This window comes from Aquimonas sp. (genome assembly GCF_044377145.1).
GTDB lineage: Bacteria > Pseudomonadota > Gammaproteobacteria > Xanthomonadales > Xanthomonadaceae > Aquimonas.
This window is the reverse complement of sequence record NZ_JBILJQ010000054.1, coordinates 23,846-36,483: the sequence shown is the minus strand read 5'-3', so window position 1 is coordinate 36,483 and position 12,638 is coordinate 23,846. Positions and strand designations below refer to the sequence as shown.

11 protein-coding genes are annotated in these 12,638 nt (G+C 65.5%); 2 read left to right on the top strand and 9 right to left on the bottom strand.

What is annotated here, in order from left to right:
* The coding region (locus ACIQ7H_RS15600; protein ID WP_395793122.1) for a M12 family metallo-peptidase at positions 1-525 on the top strand (525 nt) is incomplete at its 5' end.
* A gap of 17 nt (positions 526-542) precedes the next feature.
* Here the strand turns inward: ACIQ7H_RS15600 and ACIQ7H_RS15595 are convergent.
* From ACIQ7H_RS15595 to ACIQ7H_RS15570, 6 genes are all read right to left on the bottom strand, one after another.
* Positions 543-1,574: a serine/threonine-protein kinase gene (locus tag ACIQ7H_RS15595; RefSeq protein ID WP_395793120.1), complete on the bottom strand. Its 1,032-nt coding sequence runs from the start codon at positions 1,572-1,574 to the stop codon at positions 543-545.
* Positions 1,571-2,278 carry a DNA polymerase III subunit epsilon gene (gene dnaQ / locus ACIQ7H_RS15590; protein ID WP_395793118.1) on the bottom strand — a complete coding sequence of 236 codons (708 nt, stop codon included), beginning with the start codon at positions 2,276-2,278 and terminating at the stop codon, positions 1,571-1,573. The genes ACIQ7H_RS15595 and dnaQ overlap by 4 nt, the downstream gene beginning before the upstream one ends.
* The gene (gene rnhA / locus ACIQ7H_RS15585) at positions 2,279-2,722 is read right to left on the bottom strand and encodes a ribonuclease HI (RefSeq protein ID WP_395793116.1); all 444 of its coding nucleotides are present in this window, start codon (positions 2,720-2,722) and stop codon (positions 2,279-2,281) included.
* Entirely contained in the window at positions 2,719-3,405 is a 687-nt protein-coding gene (locus tag ACIQ7H_RS15580) for a hypothetical protein (protein ID WP_395793114.1), read from the bottom strand. The genes rnhA and ACIQ7H_RS15580 overlap by 4 nt, the downstream gene beginning before the upstream one ends.
* 51 nt (positions 3,406-3,456) lie before the next feature.
* Positions 3,457-5,583: a bifunctional (p)ppGpp synthetase/guanosine-3',5'-bis(diphosphate) 3'-pyrophosphohydrolase gene (locus tag ACIQ7H_RS15575; RefSeq protein ID WP_395793112.1), complete on the bottom strand. Its 2,127-nt coding sequence runs from the start codon at positions 5,581-5,583 to the stop codon at positions 3,457-3,459.
* A 96-nt stretch (positions 5,584-5,679) separates the two neighbouring features.
* Positions 5,680-7,746, bottom strand: coding sequence for a hypothetical protein (locus ACIQ7H_RS15570; protein ID WP_395793110.1), 2,067 nt, complete (start codon positions 7,744-7,746; stop codon positions 5,680-5,682).
* Positions 7,747-8,466: 720 nt separating this feature from the next.
* On the opposite strand from ACIQ7H_RS15570, the gene ACIQ7H_RS15565 reads away from it, so the two are divergent.
* The gene (locus ACIQ7H_RS15565) at positions 8,467-9,336 is read left to right on the top strand and encodes a M15 family metallopeptidase (protein WP_395793108.1); all 870 of its coding nucleotides are present in this window, start codon (positions 8,467-8,469) and stop codon (positions 9,334-9,336) included.
* On the opposite strand, the gene ACIQ7H_RS15560 is transcribed toward ACIQ7H_RS15565, so the two are convergent.
* The 3 genes from ACIQ7H_RS15560 to ACIQ7H_RS15550 all read right to left on the bottom strand — a co-directional run bounded on the left by ACIQ7H_RS15560 (position 9,333) and on the right by ACIQ7H_RS15550 (position 12,567).
* Positions 9,333-10,004, bottom strand: a complete 672-nt coding sequence (locus ACIQ7H_RS15560; protein ID WP_395793106.1) for a DUF2062 domain-containing protein — start codon at positions 10,002-10,004, stop codon at positions 9,333-9,335. The two genes, ACIQ7H_RS15565 and ACIQ7H_RS15560, sit on opposite strands and share 4 nt — an antisense overlap.
* A gap of 209 nt (positions 10,005-10,213) precedes the next feature.
* Complete coding sequence (locus tag ACIQ7H_RS15555; RefSeq protein ID WP_395793104.1) at positions 10,214-11,881, bottom strand: amidohydrolase; 1,668 nt, start codon at positions 11,879-11,881, stop codon at positions 10,214-10,216.
* Positions 11,882-12,000: 119 nt separating this feature from the next.
* A complete protein-coding gene (locus tag ACIQ7H_RS15550; RefSeq protein ID WP_395793102.1) occupies positions 12,001-12,567 on the bottom strand; it encodes a glycine zipper 2TM domain-containing protein in 567 nt (188 codons plus the stop codon).
* Between the last annotated feature and the right edge of the window lie 71 nt (positions 12,568-12,638).

The window sequence follows — 12,638 nt, the reverse complement described above, 5'->3', positions numbered from 1 at the left end:
GCGCGTCTCGACTCAAGCTCCGACCGTCAACTGCTTCCATTTGCCACACCTCCGATCCAAGACCGAAACCTTGACCGCTGGCGGCGCTTGAAGTTCACGGATAATTGGCGCCGGCTCTATAGGACTTACATGTTCAGCGGCGCCGGCAGCAGCATTCCCAAGGGCGGCGTGAACCACCTGTTCAGCGGCAAGAATTTCGATGGCAGCACGCTCGGAGTGGCCTATGTCGGTACGTTGTGCGACCCTGAATACGCCTCTGCCATCAACGAGGTCCGGGTGGCCAACACCACCAGCGCGCTGGTGGTCGCGCATGAAATGGGCCACAGCTTTGGATCCGTGCACGACGGTAAGACAGATTCGGCGTGCGAACTACAGACCGGCGCCTGGCTGATGAGCCCGAGCATCAACGGTTCAGCCCAGTTCTCGCCGTGTTCGATCAATACGATCATGCCGAGGATCAATGCGGCGACCTGTTTCACCCCGGTTACGAGCGTGCCTTCGCTGTTCAGCAACGGCTTCGAGTAAGCCCATCCAAGCTTGAATCAGCGCAGCAGCAGGGCGCCGACAGCGACGGCCATACCAGCCAGCAGCAAACACACGGCGGCAATCTGCGGTGCTCGGCGCAGGCGCGGCGGATCGCGGCGACGCACCACCTGCGAGATCACCCGCGGCGCGAGGTCGGCGGCCGCCGGTTCCGCCAGCACCAGGGTTTCCAGCACGCTTTGCGCGGCCTGCGCCGAGGCAAGGCGGTCTTCGAGTGGCTTCGCCATCAGGCCATCGACCAGGGGCTGCAGCCAGCCCACAGCTGCCGGCAGTTCAGGCACCGGCGCACTGGCATGGAGTTCGGCTAGCAACAGCGGATCATCGCCGGGGTACGGCAGCCGGCCCGTCAGCAGCTCGAACAACAGCACCCCCAGGCTGTAGAGATCGGCGCGCGCGTCGCAGCCCTCGCCGCGGGCCTGCTCGGGGCTCATGTAGGCGGCCGTACCTGCGATTTGCCCGGCCCGTGAGGAGCCCTGCCCCGCCGCCGGCGCGAGCACGCTGTCGCCAGGCGCGGCAGCGGGCTGCGCGCGCACCGGCGCGAGGAGCCCGTAGTCGACCAGCACGGCCCGTCCGTCGGCGTCGAACAGCACATTGCCGGGCTTCACATCGCGATGCACAAGGCCGCGCGCGTGCAGCGCCGACAGGCCCGCCAGCAGATGACGAACAACGCCCAGTGCCACCCCTGCCGGCAGCCTGCCCTGCGTTTTCAGACGCTCACGCAGACTGCCACCGGGCAGGTACTCACTGATGATCTGCACGCCATCCGGCGCGCGCAGCACTTCGATCAGACGCTCAAGATTCGGATGGCGGATTCCGCGGGCGCGCTGCACCGCGCTCAGCAGATCCTCGAGCTCCTCGGTATCCGCCTGCAGATCCGCATGCACCAGCTTGACCGCCACCGGGCGATGCCGCAGCGGATGCTCGGCCAGGAAGACCCGCGCGCTGGCGCCGCCGCCGAGCGCACGCAGGATTCGGAAGCCCGCCACCTCGCGCGGGGTGCCGACCGGAACGCCGGCCGCGTGGCGCTTCACGCCTGCGCGTCCTCCGGCCACAGGCTGACTCCACCACCCGCCGCCTTGAGCTTGTCGACCCAGACGCGGTGCGCAGCGAGGTCGTCCGCATGGGCGCTGACCACTCGCAGCAGGGCGGGATCGAACTGGGCACGACGCGCACGTCCGGCGGCCGCCGATTCCACCGCCACCGCCAGACCGAGGTCGGACTGGCCTGAAGTCATCGCCAGATAGACGTCGGCCAGCAGTTCGGCGTCGAGCAATGCGCCGTGCAGGTTGCGGTGGGCGTTGTTGACCCCCAAGCGCTTGCACAAAGCGTCCAGACTGTTGCGCTGCCCGGGATAGCGCTCGCGCGCCATCGCCAGAGTGTCGGTGACGATCGCCAGGCTGCGGGTGGTCGGCGCCTGCGGCAGCCGCGCGAACTCGGCGTCCAGAAAGCCGACGTCGAAGTTGGCGTTGTGGGCGATCAGCTCGCCATCGCGCAGAAACTCGATAAGCTCGGCCGCGATCTCGGCAAAGCGCGGCTTGCCTTCGAGGTCGTCGAGGCTGATCCCGTGCACCGCCTGCGCGCCCTCATCGATCGCACGATCCGGGTGGATGTAGTGATGAAAGCTGCGTCCGGTCAGCCGGCGGTTGATGATCTCGACCGCACCGATCTCGATGATCCGATGGCCGCGCTCCACCGGCATGCCGGTGGTTTCCGTATCCAGCACGATCTGGCGCACTCAGCCGCCCTCCTTGATGCGTACGGCGGCGTCACGCGCAAGCACGTCAACGCGTTCGTTCTCGACATGACCGGCATGGCCCTTGACCCAGCGCCAGTCGACCTTGTGCGGCTTCTGCGCCAGCAGCAGTTCGCGCCACAGATCATCGTTCTTGACCGGCTTGCCGTCAGCGGTCTTCCAGCCGCGGCGCTGCCAGTTGACGATCCACTCGCTGATGCCCTTCTGCACGTACTGCGAATCGGTATGCAGCACCACTGAGCACGGCTCCCGCAGCGCCTGCAGAGCGCGGATCGCACCCATCAGCTCCATCCGGTTGTTGGTGGTGTCGGGCTCGCCACCGGCCAGCTCTTTCTCATTGGCGCCGTGGCGCAGCAGCGCACCCCAGCCGCCCGGGCCCGGATTGCCGAGGCAGGCGCCATCGGTGTAGATCTCGACGTTCTTCATGGACTTCCGACGCGTGCGGTCGCCAGACGGCGCCGTGCGGGTATGACCGTCATGCCGGGTCGACGTCGGCGCACCTGCACCAGCAGGCTGGCGCAAAGTTGGGTCGACTGCACCACGGCAGGTGAGGGTGGCTGATCACCCCAGGCCCAGGGCCAGCGTGGGCCGAGCCCACGCACGGCGCGCACTTCAAGCCCGGCCGATCCCAGTCGCGAGCTGAGCGCGCCCGCACGCATGGGTTTCAGGCCGTAGCGTTGCCAGTGCAGGCGCCAGGCCGACAGCCCGTTCAAGCCGATCAGCAGGATCTCGCCCTCCGGCTGCAGGAGCTCGGCGGCTTCGGCGAAGTCGAAGCGCGCAAACAGCGGATGCGATGGCAGATGCCAGAGCACGATCAGGCCGAAGCTCTCGCGGCTGAAGGGCAAGGCATCCGCTGCCGCCGAAACCGGGCCGGTGAGGCGCTGACAGCGTCCGTCGTAACCCAACTGAACAACCCCGCGTGGACCTTCCAGTGGCAGCTCGAAGGCCGTGGCATTGCTGCCGCATACCACCAGCGCGCGACTGCCGCGACACCGAAGGCCGGCATCGTGCAGGCCCTGCGCCTCGCTGGAGAGCAAGCGCGCGCCGGCCACGCTGGCGAACCAGTCGAGCGTGGGTGGTGCAGCGGGGCTGGCGCTGAGGTCGGGCATGCGGCGCGTATTGTCGGCGATTTGGTGTTCGGAGTGCGGCTCGCGGTGCGCCTAAGGCGTGCGCCTGACTTCACTCACCCCGGGCACCGCAGACAACTTGCCGAGCAGGTCACCCAGCTGCTGGAAGTCGTTCACACGCAGACTGAAGCGCAGCTCGGCCGAAGCTGTCGCTGGATCCAGACGACTGTTGACCCCAAGAATGTAGGCATTGGCCACACCGATGACGTTGCTCAAGTCCTTCAGCAGCCACTTGCGATCCGTCGCGCGCACCAACACGTCGACCTGGTAGCTCTGCCCGCCGCGGCGGCCCCACTCCACCGGCATCACCCGTTCTGGATGCTGGGCCGCCAGATGCTGCACCGAGGGGCAATCCTCACGGTGGATGCTGACCCCGCGGCTGCGGGTCAGAAAACCGATGATCGGATCGCCAGCGACCGGCTGACAGCAGCGCGCGAGTTGAGTCAGCAGATTGCCGATGCCTTCGATGGTCAGGCCACGATCGGGCTTGGGCGGTTTGGCGGCAGACAGCAGTGGCTTGTTCGGCTCGGGCTCGGGCTTGGGGCTGCTCAGCTCGTGCAGCGCACGGCCGATCTGGCTGGGGCCGATGTCGCCCAAGGCCACCGAAAGATAGAGGTCTTCGATGCGCGGCATCCGGAACTTCGGCAGCACCTGGTTCAGATCAAGCTGATGCAGTGCCAGTCGCTTGAGCTCTTTCTCGAGCAGCTCGCGTCCGGCCTGCAGATTGCGGGCCTGATCGAGCTTGTGAAACCAGGCGCGCACCTTGTCGCGCGCGCGTCCGGACAGCAGATAGCCGCTGCCCGACATCAGCCAGTCGCGGCGCGGTTCGGCCACCTTGCTGGTCAGGATCTCGACACGGTCACCCGAACGCGGCGCATACGTCAGCGACACGATGCGGCCATTGACCTTGGCGCCGCGGCAGCGGTGTCCGACTTCGGTGTGCACGTGGTAAGCGAAGTCCAGCACCGTACCGCCACGCGGCAGGTCGATCACCTGCCCCTGCGGAGTCAGCACGTACACGCGGTCTTCGATCAGCGCAGTGGACAGTCCGGCCAACAGCGACGTGTCTTCATCGCCGTCCTTGCTCTCCAGCAGCTGGCGCATCCAGGCGATCTTGCGCTCGAACTCGGCATCACCGCCGCCACCCTCCTTGTAGCGCCAGTGAGCCGCCACGCCGAGTTCGGCGTGGGCATGCATCTCATGGGTGCGGATCTGGATTTCAAGCGTCTTGCCCTGCGGCCCGACCACCGCGGTGTGCAGGGAGCGGTAGTTGTTGCCCTTGGGGTTGGCGATGTAATCGTCGAACTCAGACGGCACCGGCGACCACAGGCTGTGCGCCACACCGAGTGCTGCGTAGCAGGCGGTGACATCGTCGACCAGCACGCGAACCGCACGGATGTCGTAGAGATCGCTGAACGGCACATCCTTGCGCTGCATCTTTTTCCAGATGCTGTAGATGTGCTTTGGCCTTCCCGCCACGTCGCCGCGAATGCCGGCCTCGGCCAGCGCCACACGCAGCCGCGCCTTGGCTTCCTCGATAAAGCTCTCGCGATCACCGCGCTTTTCATCCAGCAGGCTGGCGATGCGGCGGTAGGTGTCGGGCTGCAGGTAGCGGAAGGCGAGGTCTTCGAGTTCCCACTTCAGCTGCCAGATGCCAAGCCTATTGGCCAGCGGCGAGTGGATGTCAGCGGTCAGCTGCGCGAGGCGACGGCGGCTGTCTTCGTCGAGATCGCCGGCGACGCGCATCTTCGCCAATTGCCGCGCCAGCAGGATCAACACCACACGCAGATCGCGGATGATCGCCAGCAGCAGGCGCCGCAGACCCTCGGCGCTGCTGCGTGCACCGCGCTCGCCCCACAGCGACCAGACCTTCTCGGCCTCGGCCTGGCCTTCGAGCAGCAGCTTCACTGCAGGAGAGGTCAGCGGCGGTGGCGCTTCATCCGCTGCGGTCTGACCGACGTAGAGCATCGCGGCGTGCAGCGTGTCGGCGTCCGCCCCCAACCGATCCAGCAAGGTCAGAGTCAATCCCAACTCCGCCGAGGCAGCCGGCTGAAGCCGCAGTGTTGCCAGCCAGCCAGCGACTGTTTCCGGCAGTGCAGCAGCAGTGGGTGGCCGTGCTTCCAGCCAGTCGGGCGGGGTGTTTGCTGCAGTCTTGCTCATCGCGCCAGTGGACCCCAAATGCAAACGCCGGAGCAAGCTCCGGCGTTGAGGCGAGTAGTAGCGCGCCGGCGTCAATCGCCGGCACCGCAGTCCCGATCAGGGATTGGCGACGAAGCTCGCGGTCACCTGACAGGCTTGGGTGATCGGACCGACCACATATGGGGTCTGCGCCCCGATCAGCGTCCCCGTCTGGCTGCCGCCGGACCCACAGTTGTCGGTGACCGTGCCTACCGAAAAACCGGACGCGGGCGAGATGATGAAAAGCCCCGAGTCAAAATGCTCGATGATGCGTTGGGAGGTGATCGTTCCGCTGCCGCCGGCCGAGCTCACCACGCCCGTAACGGTGTAGGTTCGGATCACAAAACTGACGTCTGCAGAACACGCCCCGGTGAGAAGCGAGGACGTCCAAGTGCCGTCCTGCTCAGGATCTTCGAACACGCAGGTTCCCGCCGTTGTGTTGAACACTGCACGGTAGCCCTCCGAGGGCTGGACCGGCAGCGACGCACGGGCGCCATGATTGACCTGCTGGACAACGGTCGCGCTGCCCGAGGGCGAACCGATGCCACCGTTGTTGCCGGAGGTGGTCACCGTAACCGGGTACTGGTTGATAACGAAACTCGCCGAGACCTGACAGCCTGCAGACATGATCGGACCCGCCGTCCAGTCGCCATCACCCTGGTCCGTCAACGTGCCACATTGCGGCGTACCGGTGACGCTGTTCGTGCTGTATCCAATGGCAGGCGTCACTTCAAAGCTGCCCAGGCTGCCGCGCACCACGTTGGGTGTATTGATCGTGATGGAACCATTGGTGACCGCTGCGGCGGTCATCGGGTAGGTCACCAAAGCAAACGAGGCCTCCACCGTACAGCTACTGGAGAGATTTGAAATCAGATAGAAGCTGCCCTTGAGCACGCCTCCGCAGCCGACCACCTGAGCAATCCGATAGTTCTCGTTCGGCGTCAACGAGAAAAACACGTTGCCACCGTGGGAAACGGTCTGTGCCGAGGCGGGCGATATAGTGCCGTTGCCGCCAATGACAGTGGGGGTTACGACGTACTGGTTGAGCGAGAAGCTGGCGGTCACGTTGCAGGGACCGGTGACCCCCGTTGCAGTGCTCCAGCTACCGCCTCCGTTGTCGACCATCGCACCGCAGCTACCCGCGAAGGAGGCAAAGTAGCCCACTGCCGGTGTAACCGAGAAGCTGGCGATGGCGCCATGATTGATCTGCTGGGTAGCCGGCGAAATGCTGCCATTGCTGCCTGAAACCGCAGCCGTCACTTCGTACTGCCGGAGAACGTATCCCGCAGTCACCGAGCACGCTGCGGTGATGTTGGGCACGACGTAGTTCGTGCCGGATACGCTGCCCGCCGAGGCGCCGCCGGAACCGCAGTTGTCGGTGACCGAAGACACCAGATAGTTCGCCGACGGCTGCAGCGCGACCGTGGCAGCCTGCCCCTGTGCCACCTGCTGCGAGGTCGGAGACACGCCGCCGTTCCCGCCTACCACTGTCGCGGTGACCTCAAACGTGGGGACGCTCTGCGTGCCGATCCGGATCGAGCGAAGGTTGTCTTCAGGCTTCGCGTCGGCCGCCACAGCGGGGTCCACGAATGCCGCCACGGCCAGCAGGGCGCCTGTGCTGGCCGACATCGGGACCTCTGAAACAACCTGGCGAACCAAGCGGAAGGTGCGGACCTGCTCGGGATCGAGCGTGATGTCCTGATCGATCAAGGCCGAAGATGCAGGGCAGTCGTCCTGCGTCCCGGTCGCCAACAACTCCGAGCACGACACAGCGCTAACAGTGGGCGAGATCGCCCCAGAGGCCCCGGGGACAAACTCGCGCAGCCTGACCCGTGAGATCGCAGTGGGCGAAGCGTTGACGATACGCACGCGATACGACACCGAGCTGCCGATCAACTGGTTCAAACTTTCAATCGGCGCCTCTTGGCTGCTGTCGGTCACGATCTCGACGCGAACGTCCGGGCCAGCGGTCTCGAAACCGTCGTCGAACACACTGTCGGGATCGACTGGACTCTGCACCATGGCCACGTTGGGCACGGTTGCGTCGTAGCACGACAGGTAGCTGCCGAAGGCAGCCTGCTGAAGGACCGGAGTGACCACACCAGGCCCGCCGTTCGTCCCGCTGACATAGGAAAAACTGCTCACACCCCACAAGCAGCGATCGGTATCGCCGGGGGCTTGGCCTTCCGAACACACTCCACCTTGTTTCACGCCACTGCCGCTGGTGACTACGAGCGCGTACAAATTCGCGATACTGACGCCCGCCGGGGGGGCAAGCGGATCGATGAAACTCGCGCACACCACAGGGCTGATGGTAGAAGCACGGATCCGGCGGTCGCTGCCAGACAGGGCGGAAACTGTTATGCCCGAGTCCAGATTGAACTTCGGAGCGCGCTGGCCTAGCGCAGGAGCAGGCAGATCAAATCGATATCTGGCGGCGCTTGCCCACAGGCATGGGGCAGGCGGGTTGGGAACCAGACTCGCGAAATAGCGCGATCCCCCAAGGAACAAGCCGTAGCCGTCAAGGCCGGGAGCCCCCGTGCCTGGCGCTGCCCCGGTCGTACAGTAGGAGGCCGCGGCCTCACCCTTCGAGACCGCTTGGGCAAGAGCAGGCGAAGCCCCAACTAGGATTATGGAACCAACAAAAATGGCGGGAGCCGCAAGTCTGAACATGGTCATAATTTGGATGACACTGGCAAGAACCCTCATCGGGCGTCCGCCGATGATAGTGCGCGATCAAGGTTCGATCCAGCTTCGATCTCCCTCAATCCGCTGATCCGGCCAGCTCAGGCAGCTACCGTTCAGTCAAGCACTTCACAAACTGTGCAGTGCTGTGGCCGATCGCACAGTTTCGCGCGCCATGTGTTGGCGGCGCCCAGTTTTGTCTCTGCAGTCGGACCCTCATCAATGACGCGGAAGCCGCTCACGCTCGCATCGCTTGCAAGGCCTCAGTTGAATTGCGACGCAGGCCGGCGACGCGGGGTGGAGGTCTACCTGAACCCGGGTCGGATCATCGCGCTGCCCGCGCGCTTGGCGCGCTCCGGCAAGATCAGCGTGGATCGGCGCGCGAGTCTGCTCGGCTGGGCCCTGCGCCTCCGATCGAACGACAGGCGTCTGCTGCTTCAGGCCGACAATGATCTTCGACGGAACGTTTTTCGGCCACTCCAGCGTTGCAGCCCTCAGATGGCGTCCACACGCCCGGGGTTGACGGCGATCTGGAAGGCTCTTGGCATCTCCACGATGCACGAGAAGATCGCCTCCACCACGCTTTTCGCCGAACCCACCCTGCTCCATTTCGCCGGGTTCGACCGCTATCGCCGTCCGCTTTGGCTGGCGCAGCCCGCGGCGCGCGCGTGGAAGGCGATGGTTCGAAGTGCGTTGTCGGAAGGGATTGTGCTGCAAGCCATCTCTGGCTTCAGGAGCATCGACTACCAAGCCTCCATCATCCGCAACAAGCTGGCGCGAGGGCAGAGTCTGGAACAGATCCTTCGCGTCAATGCGGCTCCGGGCTGCTCCGAGCATCACAGTGGCCGAGCTATCGACATCGGAACCCCGGGCGAGCCCGCCGCTGAAGTCAGCTTCGAGGACACCCGAGCGTTTCGCTGGCTGCAGGCAAAGGCGCAGCGCTTCGGCTTCGTCATGAGCTATCCACGCGACAACCTCAGCGGCATCCAATACGAACCCTGGCACTGGTGCTGGCATCCGCGCCTGCACGGGCAGCACGCGCGTGGCTAGCGCGGCAGATCACGTTGATGTTCCGCGACAGCACCCGCAGGGCTTTCCATGTCGAGCTGTGCGGCCTCAGCCAGGGCTTGGCGTTTGCGTCTTTCGCGTACGCGGCGTCGCCAGGCCATGCGAGCGCTGAGTCGCCAGACCAGGTTCACCAGCACATGGGCGAGCAAGCCTCCACTGACGGCGATCACCGACAGCCCAACCAACAGCGGCTTGCCCATCGACTCGATTCGGGTCCAGCTGGCGGCGAAGAACCCGAGCTGCTCGGCGTTTTCGAGCGGTGCGGCGATCTGCACGGGATCCGGCCATGCACCGCGCTCATCCAAACCGGGTGGCAGCGGCGCCGATTCGTCTTCGCCGACCAGCAGTACGCCCAGCTGGTAAGCGAGGTAGTAGAGCGGGCCGAACGTCACCGGGTTACTGACAAAGGTACTCGCCATCGCAATCGGCACGTTGGCGCGCAACAGAACCGCCGCGCCGGCTGCCAACGGCATCTGCCCGACCGGAATCAGCAGACCCAGGAAGATGCCGAGCGCGAACCCAAGCGAAATGCCACGCCGACTCGGATGCCACAGCCGGGGATGGTGCAGCATCGGGCCGAACCAGCGCACCCAGCGCGCCTTTCGGATCGTGTCCGGATTCGGCAGCCAGCGCTTCAGCTGGGCCTTCACGCAGCGGCCCCGGCTGCCTGGTTACTCGCTCGCTTGGTTGAGCACCGCGCTGACGAGCGGGAAATCTGGATGCCGCCGCCGGGCTGTTGGTTCACCGCTGTTGAATGCAGCCACACACCGCGATTCATGTATGCACTCAGGGGTAAAGGCGCGCGTCCGTGGCGCGGCGCGGTGGGATACACGCATGCAAATCGGGCGCCGCTTTCCGCTCAGCGGGCGGGATACATCTGGGCGCCATCGACCCAAGTGGATTGCACGCGCAGATTCAGCACGGCGGGCGGCGCCAAGCCCTCGAGTGCCTGCGAGAGGATCACGAAGTCAGCGCGCTTGCCGACCTCCAGGCTGCCGATCTCTTGTTCCGCGAAGCCTGCACGCGCGGCATCCAGGCTGAATCCGCGCAAGGCTTCCGCGACTTCGAGCTTCTGCGAGGCCAGCCAGCCGCCCTCGGGCCATCCGCGCGCGTCCTGCCGGGTGGCGGCAGCGTGCAGGCCGAGCACCGGATCTACCGCCTCGACCGGGAAATCGGAGCCCAGCGCCAGTGCGACACCGGCGTCCTTCATGCGCCGCCACGCATAGGCGCCGGCCAAGCGGTCTTTACCGAGCCGGGCCTGGGCCCAGCGCATGTCACTGGTGGCATGGGTCGGCTGCATGGATGCGATCACGCCCATTTGCGCGAATCGAGGAATATCGGCCAGGTTGACCACCTGCGCATGCTCGATGCGCCAGCGATGGTCCGCCGTGCCAGCGTCGGTGCCGAGCGCGCGCTGGAAGCCGTCCAGCACCATCCGGTTGCCACGATCGCCAATCGCATGTGCGGCCACCTGCACACCGCAGTCGCGGGCCTTTTGGAGCGTGCGCTCGAATGCGCTCGGCTCCGTCAGCAGCAACCCGCGATTGCCGGGCTCATCGCTGTAGTCTTCGATCAGTGCGGCGCCGCGGCTGCCCAGCGCACCATCGATGTACAACTTCACCGTGCGCATTTGCAGACGGCCGCCGGGATGCCGATACAGGCCCATTGCGCACAGCGCGTCCAGCGCCTCGGCATCACCATTGGCCATCGCATAGACGCGGATCGGCAAACGCCCGCTGTCGGCGAAGCGCCGGTACAGCGCCAGTTGGCGCAGCGACACACCAGCATCGTGGACCCCCGTCAGGCCAAACTTGACTGCCTCGGCGAGGGCGCGCTCCAACGCAAGCGCGTCCAGATCCATTGATGGCGCGGGAATGGCGCCGGACACCAGGGTTTCAGCGGCATCGATGAAGACGCCGGTGGGCTTGCCGTCTGCGTCGCGCAGAATGCGTCCGCCGTCCGGCTGCCAGTCGCCGCTCAGATCGCGGCTTGCCGACTTCAATGCCAGACTGTTGCCCCAAGTGGCGTGGCCGTCGACCCGCTCAAGCCACACCGGGCGATCGGGGAAGTGCACATCAAGGTCCGCAGCAGTCGGAAATTCCGCCTCCGGCCACAGCGTCTGGTCCCAACCACGACCGAGCAGCCACTCCCCAGCGGGCAGGTCTGCTGCATGTGCCTGCAGCCGCTCGATGATGTCGGCCTTGCTCGCCGCGCCAACAAGATTGGCTCGCAGCAGGGCGTGGCCGAGGTTCATCAAGTGCCCGTGTGCATCGATCAGGCCAGGCACCACGGTCTGTCCGCCCATATCCATCCGCCGTGCCCGCGGAAACTGTCGCACTAGCTCCGACTCGACGCCGACTGCGACGATACGCCCATCAGCGTCCCAGACCATCGCCTCGGCGATCGGTACGGTCTCGCTACCGGTGTGGATTCGGGCGGCGCCGAGCAGCGTGTGCTCCTGCGCGAACACGGATAGACACGCGGCGAGGGCAATCGCGACAAGCGCGTGTGAGCGGGTGGCGGACATGGGCGAACTCCTGACATGCGAGTGCGGGACTGTGCCCCAGGCCCAGAAAAGCAACAAGCCGTGCATTTCTGCACGGCTTGCCTACTTGCCCACACGTCAGCTGCGAGGGCGCCGTGACCTCAGTGGACTGGACGCACATCGACCTGCACGCGAATGCGCTCACCAGGGTGATAGTCCGTGCGGGTCCAATGGGTGCGGCCGCCATACACATAGGCAACGTCGTAGCCGACCACCTGTTCCTCGCGACGATGCTCGGTCACCGTGCGGCAACGCTCCTCGTAGCGCGTGTACTCGCGGCCGCCACCGTAATGACCATCGTGGCGCTGCGAGTCGCGTACCAACGAATAGCCCAGGGCCGCACCCGCCACCGTGGCGGCATCGCGTCCGCGCCCGCTGCCGAACTGATTGCCCAACGCACCGCCGATGATCCCGCCAAGAATTGCCGGCGCGCGGTCGCGCGGAGCTGATTGGTAACGCGCGGGCTCGCGATAGGTCACTGGCTCACTCCAGCAGCGGTCGTGACTGACAGGCTGGTGCACCGTCTCGATGATCGGACGCACCTCAACCACTCGCGCAAACTCGGCCCCGTCGTAGTCATACGGATTGCGGGCGGACGCAGCACTGGCAAGCACAAGTGCGCAGACGCCGAAACCGATTGCAAGGGAACGAAGTCTGGAACGCTTCATACGGATCTCCACCAGTGTGTCTTGCCGGACGTTTCCGGCGATCACGACGCTAGGACTCCTGGACTTAATCC

What these genes read in the sequence shown, in the direction of transcription:
- ACIQ7H_RS15575 (WP_395793112.1), bottom strand. Translation starts at nt 5,583, where the DNA reads ATGAGCAAGACTGCAGCAAACACCCCGCCCGACTGGCTGGAAGCACGG.
- ACIQ7H_RS15555 (WP_395793104.1), bottom strand. Translation starts at nt 11,881, where the DNA reads ATGTCCGCCACCCGCTCACACGCGCTTGTCGCGATTGCCCTCGCCGCG.
- rnhA (WP_395793116.1), bottom strand. Translation starts at nt 2,722, where the DNA reads ATGAAGAACGTCGAGATCTACACCGATGGCGCCTGCCTCGGCAATCCG.
- ACIQ7H_RS15550 (WP_395793102.1), bottom strand. Translation starts at nt 12,567, where the DNA reads ATGAAGCGTTCCAGACTTCGTTCCCTTGCAATCGGTTTCGGCGTCTGC.
- ACIQ7H_RS15580 (WP_395793114.1), bottom strand. Translation starts at nt 3,405, where the DNA reads ATGCCCGACCTCAGCGCCAGCCCCGCTGCACCACCCACGCTCGACTGG.